Consider the following 20777-nt stretch of genomic DNA (forward strand, 5'->3'; position numbering starts at 1 on the left):
CGCGTCACAGGACCCCGCGCAGGATCCGGCCCACCAGACCCATCATCTCCGGGCGATCGAAGTCGCCGTGCGCGCAATCGACGTCGAAGATGTCCATGCGCCCGCCGATGTAGGGACGCCAGGCCGCTTCGAGCTCGCCTTTCGCATCGGCGGGCCGATTGCCTTCCACATCGATCGCGGCGGCGAAGAGGGTTGCGTCACCGTCGAAATAGGGTGTGCGGAAACCGTCGAGCAGCTTGCTGTTGTTGACGAGCACGCGTGTCGCGCGCTCGGCCAGACCCTGCACATCGGGGGATTCGAGCTGGTCGCCGAACCGGTCGGCCACCCAGTCCTGGATACCGGCCATCGCGTCGTCCTCGGAGAGATCGGGTTGCGGGCCCGAGGTGACCGGCGGCTTGCTGTCCATGATGCCCAGCAGCCCGATCGGCAGGCCCCGCCCGGCGAGTTCGCTCGCGAGCGCGTGCGCGACGATCCCGCCGTAGGACCAGCCCAGCAGGTAGTACGGCCCCTCGGGCTGGCGTTCGAGGATCTGGGCGACGTAGTCCTGGATCATCTCCGGGAAGGAGTCGGCCAGCCGGCCGCCGTTCAGGCCACGGGACTGGACGGCGATGACCGGCCGATCGGGCAGGTCCTGGCCGAGCCGCTGGTAGAACCAGCCGAGCCCACCGCCCGGGTGCAGGCACCACAGCGGTTGCTGTGTGCCCGAACGCTTCAGCACCAGCACGGGATCGAAATCCATGCCCGCGGCAACCTCGTCGTCGAGCCGTGGCGCGAGTTCGGCGACGGTGGGCGCGTCGAAGATCACCCGGACCGGCACCTCGGCGCCGAGGACGGCCCGGATCCGGCTGGTGAGTCGGGTCGCCAGCAGCGAGTGCCCGCCCAGCGCGAAGAAATCGTCGTCGATGCCGACCCGGCGCACACCCAGGATCTCGCTGAACAACTCCGCCAGGGCCTGTTCCCGGCCGGTGCGCGGGGCTCGATATTCCTTGGCGGACAGCAACTCCGGATCCGGCAGGGCCTTGCGATCGAGCTTGCCGCCGGCGGTCAGCGGCACCGATTCCAGCACCATGACCGTCGCGGGCACCATGAACTCCGGCAACCGCTCGGCCGCCCAGCGCCGCACATCGGCGGCCAGCAGACCCGCCTGCGGATTGTTCGCGCAGCCGCCCAGTACGCCCACCGAGGCGGGCGTGCGGTACACATCGGTCATCGGGCGGTCCGCCACCCGGCCGAGTTCGAGGAAGACCGCTTCCATGCGCCCCGGCTGCGCGGACCAGGTGACGGCCGTGGCGTAGCCGAGTTCGCGGCCCAGCACGTGCAGATCCTCGGGCAACAGGCCCTCGGCCCGATCCGGCACGGGGTCGAGCGTCGCTTCGAAACCGGCTGTGCGCGAACTGCTTCGATCACCGTCGGGCACCGGATGACCCGCTCTGACACGGTGCGCGACATCGACCTCGCCGAGCAAACCGGCGTGCGGGATACCGGTGACGCGAATGCCGTCGGGATGCGAGGAACCCAAGAGCGTCCGTACCGAATCCAGTTCTCGGAACGCGACTTTCGGAACATCGGCGACGGATATCGCGGCCGTCGGCGCCTTGTGCAGGAAGACGTCGTACCGGTAGCGCGTCAGCTCGTTCACCGAGTATCCGCGCTTGAGCCGGATATCGACGGCGCCGAATCCGCCGGTCTCGCCGCACAGGCCCGAGAAGTACTCCGGCGCCAGCAGCAATTCCTGCTCCGCGGCGATGTCCCGGCGCACCCGATCGCGCACCACCGCCGGATCACCACCGCCGTTGCGGCTGACCTGCACGGCCGTGGCGAACTCCTCGAGCAGCGCGAAATTGCGCACGTCACCCACGAACACCACCCCGCCGGGAGCCAGCAGTCCTTCCACTCGCTTCAGCACGGTCCGCAGGTAGTTCTGGCTCGGAAAGTACTGGACCACGGAGTTCAGCACGACCGTGTCGAAGTGCTGCTCGGGCAGGCCCTCGACGTCGTCGGCCGTCTGCGCACGCAGTACGACCCGGTCGGCCCAGTCCGCGCCCACCTCCCCCAATTGCCGGCGCAGCGAGGCGATGGTCGCGGCCGACAGATCCGTCGCCCAGTATTCCGCGCAGTCCGGCGCCACCTGCGACATCAGCAGGCCCGAACCCACCCCGATCTCGAGCACGCGGCCCAGCCCGAGGCCGCGGATCCGATCCGCGGTCGCGGCCCGCCATTCCCGCATCTGCTCCAGCGGAATCGGGACACCGGTATAGCTGCTGTTCCAGCCTTCGAAACCGGCACCGAACTCGTCCGTGGACTCCAGGTCGGGCTCGCCTTCGTCGGCGGCGGCGTACAGGTCGTCGTAGACCTGGCGCCACTGGCCGACCAATTCGTCCTCACCGACAGCCGGGCCGGACTTGGCGGCGACCACGTACCCGACCAGCTGCTTGCCGCCCGCGTCGACCTCGCGGGCGACCACCACGGCCTGTGCGACCGAAGGATGCTGCGCCAGTACGGTTTCGACTTCGCCGGGTTCGACGCGGAAGCCACGGATCTTGACCTGATCGTCGGCCCGGCCCGCGAATTCCAGCTGCCCGCCGCGCGTCCAGCGCACCACGTCGCCCGTCCGATAGAGCCGGCCACCGGCCGGATCGAACGGGTCGGCGACGAACCGCGTGGCCGTCAACTCGGCTTTGCCGCGATAGCCGCGCGCCAATTGCGCACCGGCCACATACAACTCACCGGCCACGCCGACCGGAACCGGCGCGAGCCACGAATCCAGCACGTATACCCGGGCATTGGCCACCGGGGCACCGATCGGCAGCACCGCGCCCGGCATTTCGTCGCGCACGCTGAAAGCCGTCACATCGACCGTGGCCTCGGTGGGGCCGTACAGGTTGTCGATCCGGATGCCGCCCCACTCGGCCCGCACGGCCTGCACCAGCGCACGGGTCAACGAATCCGCGCCCGTGTTCACCTGCCGCAGACTCCGGAACGGATTGCCCGGCAAGGCCGCCGCGTGCTCCACCAACGCCGAGAGCAACGGCGGGGTCGCGAACATCTTCGTCACCGACCAGGTCTCGACCAGGCGGGCGATCTCCACCGGATCCGAGCGCCGCTCCCCCGCGATCACCAGCGCCGCGCCACCACACAGCGCGGGCCAGATCTCATAGGTGGAGGCGTCGAAGGCCACCGACGAATGCATCAGCACTCGATCGCCCGGCTCGATCGGCCACGCCTGATGCACCAGGTTCACCACGTTCTGATGGGTGATACCAACGCCTTTCGGCACACCGGTGGAACCGGACGTGTAGATCACGTACGCCAGATTCTGTGATCGCAGCACGCCGGGCACAACGACATCCGTCGGATCCTCGGCAAGCGCATCGAGGTAGATCCGTGGTGGTGTCGGCTGGTCCGGCAGGACGTGGGCTGTAGCGGAGTCGGTCACCACGACTACCGGCGCGGCGTCGGCGAGGATGTAGGCCAGGCGATCCGAGGGATAACCCGGATCGATCGGCAAGTAGCCGGCGCCCGCTCGCAGCACACCCAGCAATGTCACGATCAACTCGATCGATCGCGGCAGTGCGACCGCGACGACGCTGTCGGGCCCCGCGCCGCGGGCGACCAAGCTGCGCGCGAGCCGGTTCGCACGCGCGGCAAGCTCCCGATAGGTGACCTCGACATCACCGCAGACCACCGCGACGGCATCCGGAGCCTTGGCCACCTGCGCCTGGAACAGTCCGGCCAGGGTGTGTTTCGGGTCCAGGGCGACGGCGGTGTTGTTCCAACGCCGCACTACCAGTTCGTGTTCGCCACCTTCGAGCGCCGTGATCGCGCCCACCGGGATACCGGGTTCGGCGACCGCCTGCCGCAAGACCCGCACCAGCCGGGCCGCGATCGCCTCGACGGTCGGGCGGTCGAACAGGTCGGTCGCGTATTCGACGAACCCGCCCCACGGCCCGCCCGCGGGCGCGTTCGCGATATTGAAGAACAGATCGAAGCGGGCGGCGGCGATGGAGGCGTTGTAGGGCTCGAACTCGACGCCCGCGAACTCCATCGTCGGCATGGCGTTGTTCTGGAAGGCCAGCGACACCTGGAACAGCGGGTGGTGGGCCGCCGAGCGGACCGGATTGAGCAGTTCCACCAGCAGCTCGAACGGCGCGTCCTGGTTCTCGTAGGCGGACAGCGATTTCGCCCGGATCTGCTCGAGGATCTCGGTGAAGGACGCGGCCGGGGCCACGCCCGCCCGCAGCACCCAGGTATTGACGAAGAATCCGACCAGATCGCTCAGCGCGTCATCGGTGCGGCCCGCGACCGGGGCGCCGATCGGAATATCCTCGCCCGCACCGAGTTTGAACAGCAGCACGGCCAAGGCCGATTGCAGCACCATCGACACCGTCGCGCCGGCGCCGGCGGCCAGCCGTTCGACCGCCGCGCGAGTCTCGGCATCGATCTCGAACAGCACCATGTCACCGCGATAACTGGCGACCCGGGGGCGCGGCCGGTCCATCGGCAAGCGCAGCTGTTCGGGCAACCCGTCGAGTTCGGCGCGCCAATAGTCGAATTGCCGCGAGAGCACGCTGTCCGGGTCCTCGGGCGAGCCGAGCAGCTCCTGCTGCCACAGCGTGTAATCCACGTACTGCACCGGCAGCGGCCGCCAGTCCGGCGCCCGGCCCGCCAGATGCGCCGAGTAGGCCAGCGCCAGGTCTCGCAGCAGCGGGCCCATCGACCAGCCGTCGCCGGCGATGTGATGGATCAGCAGCACCAGCACGCAGTCACCGGCGTCGTCGCGCACTACCGTGACGCGGATCGGGATCTGCGCCGACAGGTCGAATCCGAAGCGCACCGCGGTGGTCACCGCCGCTTCGACCTCGGCCGGAGCCACCTCGACCACCGCGAACGGCACCTCGACCTCGGCGATGTCGACCACCCGCTGGGACGGCACCCCGTCGGCCTCCACGAAGGAGGTGCGCAGACTCTCGTGCCGGGCGACCACGTCCTCGATGGCGGCGCGCAGCACCTCGACATCGACGCCACGCAACCGCACCGCCAGCGGAATGTTGTAGGTGGCGGACGGCCCTTCCAGGCGGTGGATGAACCACAGCCGCCGCTGCGCGAACGACAGCGGCACGATCTCCGGCCGTGGGCGGGGCGTGAGCAGTGTCCGCACCGCGCGGCCCGCGTCGAGACGGCCCGCCAGCTGTGCCACGGTCGGGGCGTCGAAGACCGTTCGAATCGGGACCTCCACCCCGAGCACCACGCGGATCCGGCTCACGAGGCGGGTGGCCAGCAGCGAATGGCCGCCGAGTTCGAAGAAGCTGTCGTCCAGGCCCACCCGCTGCACGGCCAGGATCTCGGCGAACAGTGCGGCCAGTGCTTGCTCGCGCGGGCTGCGTGGCGTCCGATAGCTCACAGAGGACACCCATTCCGGCTCCGGCAGCGCCGCGCGGTCGAGTTTTCCGTTCGGGGTCAGCGGAACGGAGTCGAGCACCAGCACCACCGCGGGGACCATGTAGTCCGGCAAGCGTTCCGCCGCGAAGGCGCGGAGCTGTCCGCCGTCGAGTTCGTCCTCGGACCCGACCACATAGCCGATCAGCTGTTTGCCGCCCGTGGCGGTGTCGCGCGCGACGACCACGGCCTGCGACACCGAAGGATGCTGCGCCAGCACGGTTTCGATCTCGCCGGGTTCGATGCGGAAGCCGCGAATCTTGACCTGGTCGTCGATGCGGCCCGCGAACTCCAGCTGTCCGCTCGTGTTCCAGCGCACGACATCGCCGGTTCGATACAACCGGCCACCGGCCGGGTCGAAGGGGTCGGCCACGAACCGCGCGGCGGTCAAGCCCGCGCGACCGTGGTAGCCGCGCGCCAATTGCGCACCGGCCACATACAACTCGCCGGGCACCCCGACGGGCACCGGTGAGAGCCACGGATTCAATACGTAGGCACGCACATTGGACAGTGCCGATCCGATCGGGACCGAGTGCTCTGACACCGCATCGGGGGTGAAGACCGTCGCGAAGACTGTCGTCTCCGTCGGACCGTAACCGTTGGTGACGCGCACTCCGTCGATGCGCCGCTGCAGCCGGTCCACCAACGCCGGGCCGAGCTCCGCGCCACCAGCGATCACTTCCGCCAGTGATCGGAAAGCATTGCCCGGCACCGTTTCCGCGTGCTCCAGGAGGGCCGACAGCAGTGCCGGGGTCGCGAACATCCTGGTGACGGCCCGCTCCGCGATCAGCTCGGCGATCTCGGCCGGATCCGAACGCTGCGCCTCGGCCAGTACCACCGCGCCGCCGCTGAGCAGCGCGGGCCAGATCTCATAGGTCGATGCGTCGAAGGCGACCGAGGAGTGCACCAGCACCCGCTCCCCCGGGCCGGTCGACCACGCCTGGGCAGCCAGGTTCAGCACGTTATGGTGCGTGACCGCAACGCCTTTGGGGACACCGGTCGAGCCGGAGGTGTAGATCAAGTACGCCAGGTTCTCGAGGCGCACGGAGGCGGCCGATTCCCGACTGCTCGCGCCACTGGTATCGAGAGCGTCCAGGTACAGCCGCGGTGTCGCACTGTCGGGCAGTGTGGGGGCGGTGGCGTGGTCGGTCACCACGACGACCGGGGCGGCGTCGGCGAGGACGAAGGCCAGTCGGTCCGAGGGGTAGGCCGGATCGATCGGGAGGTAGGCGCCGCCCGCCCGCAGCACCGCGAGCAGCGTCACGATCAGGTCGGGCGATTTGGGCAGTGCGACTGCCACGACGGCGTCGGGACCGACTCCGTACGAGGTCAATTCGTGGGCCAGATGCGCGGCCCGGACGTCGAGTTCGGCGTAGGTGAGCTCGGTGGCCGCGCAGAACACCGCGATCGCGTCGGGAGTCGCCGTGGCCTGGGCCCGGAACCTGTCGATCAGGGTGGTGGCGGGCCGGGCTGCGGTGGTGTCGTTCCAGCGGCGCAGCACCAGGTCGCGTTCGTCCGCGCCGAGGACATCGAGTGCGCGCACCGGAAGGTTCGGGTCTTCCGCGACCTGCCGCAGGATGCGGGCCAGCCGAGCCGCCATCGCTTCGATCGCGTCGTTGTCGAAGACGTCGGTGCGGTATTCCAGGTGCAGGGTCAGAGTCGGGGTGGCGTTGGCGATGAGGGTCAGTGGGTAGTGCGAGGGTGTGTTGGGTCGTGGGTCGGTGAGGACGAGGCCGCTGCTGGTGGTGGCCGCGCCGATTCCGGCTTGGTCGACGGGGTAGGACTCGAAGGCGATGAGGGTGTCGAAGAGGATGTTCAGGCCCGTCGCCCGATGGATCTCGCTCAAGCCCACGTGGTGGTAATCCAGCAGCGCGACCTGGCGTGCCTGCACGTCGATCAGCAAGTCCGCCACGGTGTCCCGGGGGCCGAAGCGCACGCGCACCGGCACCGTGTTGATGAACAGACCGACCATCGAGTCGATGCCCGCGATCGCGGGCGGGCGACCCGAGACGGTTGCACCCGCGATCACCTCGGGCCGGCCGGTCGAGGCGGCCAGCAGCAGCCCCCATCCGCCCTGTACGACGGTATTCACGGTGATTCCGAGTGCCGCGGCCTGCCTGCCCAGCGCCGCGGCCGTCGCCTCGGGCAGCGGCACTTCGACCCGCCGCACCCCGGCTGTGGCCGAGTCATGGGCGCTCCGGTCCGGCCCCGCCACCAGCGTGGGTTCCTGCACGCCGTCGAGTTCCCGCGCCCAGGCGTGTATGCCCGCCTCGGAATCTTGATGGTGCAGCCACTTCAGGAAGTCGGTGTAGTCCGGCGGCTGCGGCATCGCCGTGCCGGCGTACAGGCGCAGCAGATCCTGGATGAGCAGCGGCATCGACCAGCCGTCGAGCAGCACGTGGTGGGCGGTGACCACCAGTTCGGACCGTTGCGCGGTCATCGGCACGAGGGTCAACCGCAGCAGGGGTGGGATCGCGGTATCGAAATGCTCGTTCTGGTCGTCGGCGAGCACCCGCGCCAGCGCGGCGGGCCGCTCGCCCGGCGCGTAGTCGCGCAGATCGACTATCCGCCAAGGCAAGTCGACGCCCTCGGTGACCACCTGAATCGCAGTGCCGTCGTGATCGGCGGCGAAGGCCACCCGCAGGTTCGGATGACGGTCCAGCAGCGCCTGCCCGGCCGCGCGCAGCCGGTCCGGGTCCACCGCGCCGCTCAGCCCGAACACGACTTGCATGTGATAGGCGTCGAAACCTGATCCGGCCAGCCCTTGATGGAACAGCAGCCCCGACTGCATCGAGGTCAGCGGCCACACATCCACCAACCCCGGATAGCGCTGCTCCAGCGCCTCGATCTCACCCTGGTCCAGCCGCACCAGCGACACGTCCGACGGCGTCAAGCCACCCGCCTCGGGCGTCGCGGCATGGCGGGCCAGCCCCATGACCGCGCTCCGCCACAGCTCGCTTAGTTCACGTATCTCGTTCTCCGCCAGCACTTCCCCCGGCGCGGCGAATACCGCTTGCAAGACCGGTCCGGCATCGGTGTCGACCACCATCGCGTTCACGTCGAGCACCGACAGCGCGGGCATCGACGAGGTCGCCGGATCCAGCGGGGTGACCTGCTGTCCCGCGTCGACCGCAGGTGTCCAGCCCGCGCCCTGGAGACGCGCGGGCAGCAGATCCGTCGAGGTGAAGCGGCCCAAATAGTTGAACCCGATCTGACCGGTCGAAAAATGTCGCAGCTCAGCAGCGGTCTCCGGATTCAGATAGCGCAGCAGGCCGAAGCCGATGCCCTTGTCCGGCACCGCACGCAATTGCTCCTTCACCGATTTGAGCAAGGCACCCGCCGCGGGACCACCGGCACACAGCTGATCCCATGCGGTTCCGGCGCGCAACCGCACCGGGAACACACTGGTGAACCAGCCCACGGTGCCCGACAGGTCCGCGCCCGCGACCGCGCCTTCCTCGCGGCCGTGGCCCTCCAGCCGGATCAGTACCGAATCCCGGTCGCCGCGCCAACGGACCACCGCGGCGGCCAATGCCGCCAGCAGGCCGTCGTCCACGCCGCCGTGGAACAGTGCGGGCAGCACCGTCAGCACTGTCTCGGTCTCGGCCAGCGGTATCAGCACCTGGACATTTCGCGCCGTAGCCATGAGATCGACGTCCGGATCCAGCGGGCGAGCGCCCAGCAGCGGGTCCGGGCCGTCCAAAACCGCTCGCCACCAAGCCAACTCCGCGACTCGCTCCGGCCGGCTCGCCTCCGTCACCAGCCCGTGCGCCCACCGTCGCAGGGAGGTCCCCGAATTCGCGAAGGCCGGGGTGGACCCGGCGGACACCGACTGCCACGCCAACGCCAAGTCCGGCAACAGGATCCGCCAGGAAACACCGTCGATCACGAGGTGATGCGCCACGATCGCCAGCCGGCCCGCCCGCTCGGGTCCAGCGTCGAACCAGACGAACTGCACCATCACACCCGCGGCCGGAAGCAACCGTCCCGCAGCCTCCGCAAGCTGCGGAACGATCACTCCCGCGCCGGCGCCCGCGACCCGGCGGACGAGCCCGTCGACGTCGACGGCACCCGCCGGCGCGACCTCGAGCCCCGCGCCGCGCTCGTCCTCGACCAGACGCGACCGCAGCATGTCGTGCCGATCGAGCACCGCCGACACCGTCGCCACCAGCCCCGCCCGGTCGATACCGACCGGCAGATCCAGCAGCAGCGACTGACTGAAACCGTCGAAACCCGATCCGCCCATTCCGCGCACGAAGCGCGCCACCGGCAGCAGCGGCAGCCAGCCCACACCGCCGCCCGGCAACTCCGCCAGGACCGGAGCCGCCGCGCCGCGATGCTGCGAGATCGCGGCCAGCGCGGCCGCCGTCCGATGCTCGAAGACCTCGCGCGGGCTGAGGTCGACGCCCAGTTCCCGGGCCCGCGACACCAGCTGGATCGACCGGATGCTGTCGCCGCCCAGCTCGAAGAAGCTGTCGTCCACTCCGACCCGTTCCAGCCCCAAGACCTCGGCGAACACACCCGCCAGCGTCTGTTCCCGGTCTGTGCCCGGCGCGCGATAGCGCACCGCCGAACGCAGTTCGGGTTCCGGCAGCGCGGCGCGATCGAGCTTGCCGCTGGGGGTCAACGGCACCGCGTCGAGCACCAGCACCACCGCCGGCACCATGAAGTCCGGCAGGCGTTCCGCCGCGAACGCCCGGACCTGGGTCGCGTCGAGTCCCGCGCCGACCACGTAGCCCACCAGCTGCTTGCCGCCCGCGCCGCGGCCGCGTGCCACCACTACGGCGCGCGAGACCGAAGGATGCTGCGCCAGCACGGTTTCGACCTCGCCGGGTTCCACCCGGAAGCCACGGATCTTGACCTGATCATCGGCCCGCCCGGCGAACTCCAGCAGCCCGCCCGCCGTCCAGCGCACGAGGTCGCCGGTGCGATACAACCGGCCACCGGCCGGATCGAACGGGTCGGCGACGAACCGCGCCGCGGTCAGACCTGCTCGGCCGCGATAGCCGCGCGCCACCTGCGCACCCGCGACGTACAGCTCACCCGCCACCCCGACCGGCACCGGAGCCAGCCACGAATCCAGCACGTACACCCGCATATTCGCGAGCGGGCCACCGATCGGTACGACCGCGGTGTCCGCGTCGGAAGGCACGGCGAATGCCGTCACGTCGACCGTGGCTTCGGTCGGTCCGTACAAGTTGTCGATCCGGATCGCGCCGAATCGCGCTCGCACCGCCTCGACGAGCGCGCGCGTCACCGTATCCGCGCCCGTGTTCACCTGCCGCACACTCCGGAACGGATTGCCGGGTACCGGCTTCGAGTGCTCGGCCAGCGCCGCGAGCAGCGGAGGCGTCGCGAATATCATCGTCACGGAACGGTTTTCGACCAGCTCCGCGATCTCGTCCGGATCCGACCGCTGTGCGCTCGCGAGCACCAGCGTCGCCCCACCGCACAGCGCGGGCCAGATCTCATAGGTGGAGGCGTCGAAAGCGATCGAGGAGTGCACCAGTACCCGATCCCCGGGCTCCGCCGTCCACGCCTGGGCAACGAGATTCACCACGTTGCGATGAGTGATACCAACGCCTTTGGGCACACCGGTGGAACCGGACGTGTAGATCACGTACGCCAGATCCTGCGGCCTCGCCGGGGCCGGCCGTTCCGATCCGGTTTCCTCGAGCGTGTCGAGGTAGAGGTGCGGTGCGGTACCGGGCAGGAGAGGCGCGGTCGCGGAATCGGTGACGACGACGATCGGCGCGGCGTCGGCGAGGACGAACGCCAAACGATCGGAGGGGTAGGCCGGATCGATCGGGAGGTAGGCGCCGCCCGCTCGCAGCACCGCCGTCAAGGCCACGATCAGCGCCACGGAGCGCGGCAGCGCGACCGCCACCACGGTGTCCGGGCCGACTCCGCGCGAGGCCAGCACGCGGGCCAGCCGCTCGGCACGCGTGTCGAGTGCCTGATAGGTGAGCTGGGTGTCGCCGCAGAGCGCGGCCACCGCGTCCGGTGTCCGGGTCGCCTGGGCCCGGAACAATTCGTCCAGAGTGATATCCGGGAGATCGGCCGCGGTGGCGTTCCACCGCCGCAGCACCAGCTCACGTTCCTCGGCGCCGAGCAGATCGATCGAGCCCACCGGCACGTCCGGGTCCGCAGCCAGCTGCCGCAGGATTCGCGCCAAACGTGCCGCCATCGCCTCGGCCGTGGGCCGGTCGAACGCGTCGGTGCGGTATTCGAGTCGCAGGGCCAGTGTGGGATTCGCGGCGGCGAAGAGGGTCAGTGGATAGTGGGTGGGCGCGTCGGAGCGCAGGTCGGTGATGGCGATTCCGCTGGTGCCGGCCGCGGTGCCGAGGCCGGTCTGGTCGACCGGGTAGGACTCGAACCCGATCAGGGTGTCGAACAAGACGGGCAGGCCAATGGCCTGTTGGATCTCGCTCAGACCTACGTGATGGTGATCAAGCAGTGCGACCTGCCGGGACTGCAAGGCGGTCATGACCTCGGCGAGGGTGTCCCGCGCGCCGAAACGCACGCGCACCGGCACGGTGTTGATGAACAACCCGACCATCGCATCGACCTGTTCGAGCGCGGCCGGGCGACCCGACACCGTCGCGCCGACGACCACGTCCCGGCGGCCGGTCGACGCGGCGAGCAGCAGTCCCCACGCGGCCTGCACGACGGTGTTCGTGGTGACCCCGATTTCACCGGCCCGCTTGTGCACCAGCAGTGCGGCCTCGGTGTCGAGGGGTATCTCGACGCGCTCGATCCCCGCGCCCTCGGCCGCACCGGTCTCGGGCGCGAGCAGGGTGGGTTCGTCCACGCCGTCGAGTTCGCCGATCCAGGCTCGCACACCGGCACCGGAATCGTGCTCGCGCAACCACTTCAGGAAGGACTTGTAGTCCGGCGGCTGCGGCAGGGTCGTGCCGCCGTAGAGCAAGAGCAGGTCGCGCAGGAGCAGTGGCAGCGACCACCCGTCGAGCAGCACGTGGTGCGCGGTCAGCACCAGCTCGGCGCGGTCGCCGGCCGTCAGCACCAGCGTCAGCCGCAGCAGCGGCGGTACCGCCATATCGAAGTGCGCGTCCCGGTCCTCGCGCAGCAGACGCTCCAGTGCGGCGGCACGATCGCCCGGGTCCGATGCCCGCAGATCCAGTACCCGCCAAGGCAAAACGACGTCGTCGACGACAACCTGGACGAGCGCGCCCCCGACCGCCGAGAAGAAGCCCGCGCGCAGGTTCGGATACCGGTCCAGCAGTGCCTGACCGGCCGCCCGCAGCCGGGACGGGTCCACCGTGCCGGTCAGCCCGAAGACGACCTGCATGTGATAGGCGCCCGAAGCCGCCAGGACCTGATGGAACAGCAATCCCGATTGCATCGAAGTCAGCGGCCAGACGTCGGCCAAACCCGGGTAGCGCTGTTCCAGCGCTTCGATCTCGTTCTGGCGCAACGACACCAGCGACAGGTCCGAGGGCGTGAGGCCGCCGGTGGTGTGGCGGGCCAGTCCCGATACCGCGCGCCGCCAGAGGTCGGCGAGGTCGGCTGTTTCGGTTCGGTCGAGGACACCCGACGGTGCGGCGAAAGTCGCCTGAAGTACCGGGCCCGCACTGGTGTCGACGACGATCGCGGTGACGTCCACTACCGACAGCGCCGGCATGGCCGGGTCCGGAGCCGCGCCGGCTCCCGCGCCGTGTTCGGCCGGGGTCCAACCCGCACCCCGGATGTGCTGGGGCATGAGGTCCGTCGAGGTGAAGCGGCCCAGGTAGTTGAAGCCGATCTGTCCGGTCGGAAACCGTTGCAGCTCAACAGCTGTCTCCGGATTCAGGTACCGCAGCATGCCGAACCCGATGCCTTTGTCCGGCACGGCGCGCAGCTGCTCCTTCACCGACTTGAACAGGGCACCTGCCGCGGCGCCGCCGGCACAGAGTTGCTCCCAGTCGGTTTCGGCGTGCAACCGGACCGGGAAGACGCTGGTGAACCAGCCGAGGGTGTTCGACAGATCAGCACCGGTGACAGCGCCTTCTTCACGGCCGTGGCCCTCCAGCCGGACGAGCACCGAATCCCGGTCATCGCGCCAATGCACTACTGCGGCAGCCAATGCCGCCAGCAAGCCGTCTTCTACGCCGCCGTGGAACAGGGCGGGCAACGTGGCCAGCAAGGCCTCGGTTTCTTGTGCCGGGATCTGCACGTCGACCCGGTGTACTGTCCGCATGACATCGACGGCCGGGTCCAGCGGTCGTGCGCCCAGGATCGGATCCGGGCCATCCAAAACCGAACGCCACCAAGACAGCTCGGCGACACGCTCAGGCGTGCTCGCCTGGTCGACCAACCCGTGCGCCCACCGCCGCAGAGAAGTCCCCGAGCCCGCCAGGACCGGGGTGGATCCGGCGGACACCGCTTGCCACGCCAACGCCAAGTCCGGCAACAGAATTCGCCACGAGACACCGTCGATAACCAGGTGATGGGCCACGATCGACAACCGGCCGGCCCGATCGGGCCCGGCGTCGAACCACACGAACTGCACCACCACACCCGTCGACGGGGCCAGCCGCCCGGCTGCCGCGGCGACCTCGTTCGCAACTCGATCATCGGATGCCGCTGTCGCAGGGAAACTCTCGACACGATGCACCAGCCGCTCGACGTCGATCGCGCCCATCGGTGCGACTTCGAGTCCCGCCCCGCGCTCGTCTTCGACCAACCGCGACCGCAACACGTCGTGCCGGTCGAGTACCGCCGACAACGTCGCCACCAACGCCGGCCGATCGATGCCGACCGGCAGATCCAGCAGCAGCGACTGGGTGAAACGCTCGAATCCCGCGCCCAGCCCGCGCACGAATCGCGCCGCCGGCAACAGCGGCATCCACCCCACGCCCGCACCGGGCAGCTCGGCCAATCCCGGCATCGCGGTGCCACTGCCGCGCGCGACGCCCGCCAGTCTCGCCGCCGTCCGGTGTTCGAACATCTCCCGCGGACTGATTTCCACTCCGAGTGCCCGGGCTCGCGACACCACCTGGATGGAGCGGATGCTGTCCCCGCCCAGCTCGAAGAAGCTGTCGTCGACGCCGACCCGCGCCACCCCGAGCACCTCGGCGAAGACGGTGGTCAGAACCCGCTCCGCGTCGGTGCGCGGAGCGCGATAGCGCGCGGACGCGGCGAACTGCGGGTCCGGCAGCGCGGCGCGGTCGAGTTTTCCGTTCGCGGTCAACGGCACCGAGTCGATCACCATGACCGCTGCCGGAACCATGAATTCGGGCAGCTGCTCGGCGGCGAACGCGCGCACGTCGGCACCGTCGAGCCCGACGCCGACCACGTAGCCGATCAACTGGTTGTCACCCACGACGACGACCGCGCGCGACACCCCCGGATGCCGCGCCAGCACGGTTTCGACCTCACCGGGCTCCACCCGGTACCCGCGAATCTTGACCTGATCGTCCGCCCGGCCCTCGAACGCCAACTGCCCGCCCGCCGTCCAGCGCACGATATCGCCGGTCCGATACATCCGGCCCCCACCGGCCGGATCGAACGGATCAGGCACGAACCGCGCGGCAGTCGCACTCGTGCGCCCGTAATAACCTCGAGCCACCTGCTCGCCCGCCACATACAGCTCACCCGGCACGCCGACCGGAACCGGACTCAAGCCCGAATCCAGCACGAACACCCGCACATTGCCCGTCGGCCGTCCGATCGGCACAACACCACCGAGCCCGATGCCTGCGACATAGTCGGTCGCGCACGCCGCCGTCTCGACAGACCCGCCAACGTGTCCGGCCGCGCTCGCTGCCGCGTCCATCGGCCCATCCACATGGTCCGTCACGCACGCCGCCGTCTCCGAAGATCCGTCGACATATTCAGTCACGGACACCGTCGTCCCAGTAGACCCGGCAACGAAATCCGTCACACACGCCGTCGTCTCGGTGGGCCCGTAACCGTTCACCACCTGCATGTCCGCACAATGTGCATGCATCCGGGCGACGACGGCCGTGGACAACTGGGAACCGCCGGCGACCACCCGGCGCAGGCTGCGCAGCGGGTTGCCCGGCACCGAGTCGACGTGCTCGAGCAACGCCGCGAGCAGGGGTGGGGTAGCGAACATCGCGGTGACCGCTCGCGCCTCGACCAGTTGGGTGAGTTCGAGCGGATCCGAACGCTGTGCAGTCGCGACGACCAGTGTCGCGCCGCTGCACAGGGCGGGCCAGATCTCGAAGGTGGAGGCGTCGAACGCTACCGACGAATGCACGAGGACCCGGTCTCCGGCACCGCCGGTCCAGGCCTGCGCAACGAGATTCGCCACGTTGCGATGCGTTACCCCGACGCCCTTCGGGACACCGGTGGAACCGGATGTGTAGATCACATACGCCAGGTTTCGCGGGTCGACCGCGCCCTCGGCGTCCGCACCGCCGTGAAGGTCGAGCGAGTCGGGACAGACGGGCGGCGCGGACTCGATTCCGGCGCTGTCGACGAGATCGAGCGTATCGAGACAGATGTGTTGCGCGGCCGTCGCAGGCAGCAGCGGCGCGGTCGCCGAATCGGTCAGCACGCCGACCGGGGCGGCGTCGGCGAGGATGAACGCCAGCCGATCCGCGGGATAGCCGGGATCGATCGGCAGATACGCACCACCCGCCCGCAGTACCGCGAGCAGCGCCACGATCAGCTCCGTGGAGCGCGGCAAGGCCACCGCGACAAGACGATCCGGGCCTACCCCACGGGTGATCAGCACCTGAGCCAAGCGCGTGGCCTGGATATCGAGGTCCCGATACGTCAGCTCCGTGTCACCGCAGACGACTGCGACCGCTTCGGGAGTCCGCACGGCCTGGGTCCGGAACAGCTCGACCAGGGTGGTGTCCGGCGTTGCCTCGGCGGTGTCGTTGAGTCCGCGCACCAGCGACGCGCGTTCACCGGCGTCGAGCACGTCGATCGCGCCCACCGCGACATCGGGATCCGACACGACCAGGTCCAGCACCCGCACCAACCGCGCCGCCATCGCCTCGACGGTGGCCCGATCGAACAACTCGGTCGCGTACTCGACCAGACCAGTCCACGGCTGACCAGCGGCGGTATCGGCGATGTTGAAGAACAGGTCGAACCGCGCGGCCGCGACGGAGGTGGCGTAGGGCTCGAATCCCGCACCCGGCAGCTCGAGGGCGGGCAGGGCGTTGTTCTGGAAGGCCAGCGACACCTGGAACAGCGGGTGATGGGCGGCCGACCGGACCGGGTTGAGCAATTCGACCAGCAACTCGAACGGAACATCCTGGTTCTCGTAGGCGGACAGCGCTTTACCCCGCACCTGCGCCAGAACCTCGGTGAACGACATCCCCGGCGCCACCCGCGCGCGCAGCACCCAGGTGTTGACGAAGAACCCGACCAGATCGGCGAGACTGTCGTCAGTGCGGCCGGCGATCGGCGTTCCCAGCGGAATATCCTCGCCCGCACCGAGTTTGCACAGCAGCACCGCCAAGGCCGACTGCAACACCATCGATACCGTCGTGCCCTCGCGCGCCGCCAAACGCTCGACGGCGGAACGAATCTCGGCGTCGATCGCGAACGCCACGACGTCGCCCCGGTAACTCGCCACTCGCGGCCGCGGCCGGTCGGTGGGCAACCGCAGCTGCTCGGGCACTCCGTCGAGTTCGCCCCGCCAGTACTCGAACTGACGCGAGACCAGGCTGCCGGGATCCTCGGGTGCGCCCAGCAGGTTCTGCTGCCACAGCGTGTAATCCACGTACTGCACCGGCAAGGGTTCCCACCGCGGCGCCCGGCCCGCCAGGCGGGCCGCGTACGCCACCGACAGGTCCCGCAGCAACGGCGCCATCGACCAGCCGTCACCGGCGATGTGGTGCAGCAGCAGCACGAGCACGCACTCGTCTGCGCCACAACGGATCACGCTGGCGCGGATCGGGATCTCCGCGGTCAGGTCGAAGGCGTAGCGGGCCGCGGCGGTCACCGCCGCGGGCACGTCCGCGGCGTCCGGCTCGGTGACCGTGCACGGAACCGCGACCTCGTCGAGCACCCGCTGCGCGGGCACGCCGTCGGCGTCCACCACAATCGTGCGCAGACTCTCGTGCCGGGCGACGACATCGCCGACCGCGCCGCGCAACGCCGCCACATCCAGCCCGCGCACGCGCACCGCCAGCGGAATATTGAACGTGGCCGAAGGCCCTTCCAGCCGATGGATGAACCACAATCGCCGCTGCGCGTAGGACAGCGGGAGCACCTCCGGCCGCGGGTACGCCGACACTGCCGGGCGCAACTGAACGCCCGCATGGAGGCGAGTCGCCAGCTGCGCCACCGTCGGGGCGGCGAAGATCGTCCGGATCGGCACCTCCGCGCCCAGGACCGCGCGAATCCGGCTGGCCAGGCGGGTGGCCAGCAGTGAGTGGCCGCCCAGCGCGAAGAAGTTGTCGTCGAGGCCGACGCGGTCGTGCCCGAGAATGTCGGCGAACAACTGCGCCAGGCTCTGTTCCTCGGTGCTGCGCGGGGCCCGGTATTTCAGCGTCGACCTGAGGTCCGGGACCGGCAACGCCGCACGATCCACTTTCCCGCCGGCCGTCAGCGGCACCGCGTCGAGCACCAGCACCACCGCCGGGACCATGAAGTCCGGCAATCGCTCGGCCGCGAAGGCACGGACCGCTCCCCCGTCGAGCCGCTCGCCGACCACATAGCCGACCAGCTGTTTGTCGCCGGTATCGGTCGCCCGTGCCAGCACCACCGCCTGCGACACCGAAGGATGCTGTGCCAGCACGGTTTCGATCTCGCCGGGTTCGACGCGGAAGCCGCGGATCTTGACCTGATCGTCGACCCGCCCCGCGAATTCCAGCTGCCCACTGGTCGTCCAGCGCACGATGTCACCGGTGCGATACAGCCGGCCACCGGTCCGGTCGAAGGGATCGGCGACGAACCGCGCCGCCGTCGGACCGGCCTTGCCGTGATAGCCGCGCGCCAATTGCGGTCCGGCCACATACAACTCACCGGCGACCCCGACCGGCACCGGGGCCAGCCACGAATCCAGCACGTAGGCCCGCGCATTGGCCACCGGCGTGCCGATCGGCACCACGGCCTCCGTGCCCGCGCCGGGCACCCGATAGGCCGTCACGTCGACGGTGGCCTCGGTGGGGCCGTACAGATTCTCGATCCGGGCACCGCCGAACGCGGAGTGCACCGCGTGCACCAGGCCCGAGGTGAGCGCGTCGGCCCCGGTATTCACCTGCCGCACACTGCCGAACGGTGCGTCCGGCACCGATCCCGCGTAGTCGACCAGCGACGACAGCAAAGGCGGGGTCGCGAACATCTTTGTCACCGAGTGGTTTTCGGACAGGCGTGCGATCTCTACCGGATCCGAACGCCGCTCCCCCGCGACCACCAGGGTCGCCCCGCCGCACAGCGCGGGCCAGATCTCGTAGGTGGAGGCATCGAAGGCGATCGAGGAATGCACCAGCACTCGATCCCCGGGACCCGCGGTCCACGCCTGAGCCACCAGATTCACGACGTTGCGATGCGTGATCGCGACGCCCTTCGGCACGCCGGTGGAACCGGATGTGTAGATCACATACGCCAGATTCTGCGGCCGCGGCACGGGAACCACGACGTCCTCGGCTGCTGCCAGAGGAGCATCGACGTAGAGCTGCGGTATCTCACTGTCCGGCAGCAGCTTTGCGGTATCTCGATCGGTCACCACAACTACCGGCGTGGCATCGGCGAGGACGAACGCCAGCCGGTCCGACGGATACGCCGGATCGATCGGCAGATACCCACCGCCGGCCTTCAGCACCGCCAGCATCGCCACGATCAACTCCGCCGACCGGGGCAACGCGACCGCGACGATGCTGTCGGGCCCCACCCCACGCCGCACCAACTCGCACGCGAGCCGATCGGACCGGAAATTCAAGTCCCCGTAGCGCAGTTCCGCATCACCACAGACGACCGCCACCGCATCGGGTGACCGATCGACCCGCGCCAGCACCAAGTCGACGAGCGTGGCGTCGGCGACCTCGCGGGCGGTGTCGTTCCAATGCGACAGCACCCGCTCGCGTTCCTCGCCATCGAGCACCTCGATCGACCCCACCGGCAAACCCGGATCCGTGGCGATCGAGCCCAGGATTCGAACGAACCGCGCCGCCATCGCCTCGGCCGTCGGCCGGTCGAACAGGTCCGTCGAATACTCCAGATGCAGGTCCCAGCCCGCACCGGCGGCCGCGTCGGCAATGGTGAAGGTGAGGTCGAACTGGGAGGTCTTCGCGTCCAGCGCGTACGGCGCGAAGCCGACGCCCGCCAGGGCCAGGGTGGGCGCGGCGTTGTTCTGTATACTCAGCAGCACCTGGAACAGCGGGTGGTGCGCCGCGGAGCGCACCGGATTGAGCATCTCCACCAGCAGTTCGAACGGCAGATCCTGATTCTCGTAGGCGGCCAGCGCTTTCGCCTTGACCTGGCCGAGGATGTCGGTGATCGAGGCCGCGGGTGCGACCCGGGTGCGCAGCACCCAGGTGTTGATGAAGAAGCCGACCAGATCGTTCAGGGCCTCGTCGGTGCGGCCGGCGATCGGTGAACCGATCGGAATGTCTTCGCCCGCACCGAGTTTGAACAGCAGGACGGCCAGCGCCGACTGCAACACCATCGAGGCAGTCGCGCCTTCCCGGCTCGCGAGGCTTTCCAGTCCGGCCCGGATCCGGCCGTCGATACCGCAGACCACCAGGTCCCCGGCATAGCTCGCCACCCGCGGTCGCGGCCGATCCGTCGGCAGCCGCAACTGCTCGGGCAGCTCCGCGAGTTCGCTACGCCAGTAGCCGAATTGCCGCGACAGCACGCTGTCCGGATCCGTCGGCGCACCCAGCAGCTCCTGCTGCCAGAGCGTGTAGTCCACGTACTGCACCGGCAGCGGCTCCCACCGCGGCGCCCGCCGTTCCAGGCGCGCCGCGTAGGCCGTCGACAGATCCCGCAGCAGCGGCGTCATCGACCAGCCGTCACCGGCGATGTGGTGCACCATCAGTACCAGCACGCATTCCGCTGCGCCGCAACGCAACACGGTGGCCCGGATCGGGATCTCGGTGGACAGATCGAAGGCGTAGCGGGTGGCCGCGGTCACCGCCGCGTCCAGCTCGGCGGGATCGACCTCGGTGACCGTCACGGGCACCGCGACGGCGCCGATCTCGAGCACCTGCTGGGCGGGTTCGCCGTCGGATTCGACGAAGATCGTGCGCAGACTCTCGTGCCGGGCCACGACATCGCCGACCGCGGCTTCGAAGGCCGCCGCGTCGAAGACACCGGAGAGCCGGACCGCCACCGGCATGTTGTAGGTGTCGGAGGGGCCCTGCAGCCGGTGGATGAACCACAGCCGGCGCTGGGCGAACGACAACGGAATCATT

1 protein-coding gene is annotated in these 20777 nt (G+C 69.4%); it reads right to left on the reverse strand.

The window, feature by feature from the left end; all coding sequences use genetic code 11:
• Positions 1 to 4: 4 nt before the first annotated feature.
• The gene (locus AB0H76_RS19540) at positions 5 to 20776 is read right to left on the reverse strand and encodes a non-ribosomal peptide synthase/polyketide synthase (RefSeq protein WP_357325445.1); all 20772 of its coding nucleotides are present in this window, start codon (positions 20774 to 20776) and stop codon (positions 5 to 7) included.
• Position 20777 lies beyond the last annotated feature (1 nt).

Source organism: Nocardia sp. NPDC050712 (genome assembly GCF_040654295.1).
Classification (GTDB): Bacteria; Actinomycetota; Actinomycetes; order Mycobacteriales; family Mycobacteriaceae; genus Nocardia.

What these genes read in the sequence shown, in the direction of transcription:
- AB0H76_RS19540 (WP_357325445.1), bottom strand. Translation starts at nt 20,776, where the DNA reads ATGATTCCGTTGTCGTTCGCCCAGCGCCGGCTGTGGTTCATCCACCGG.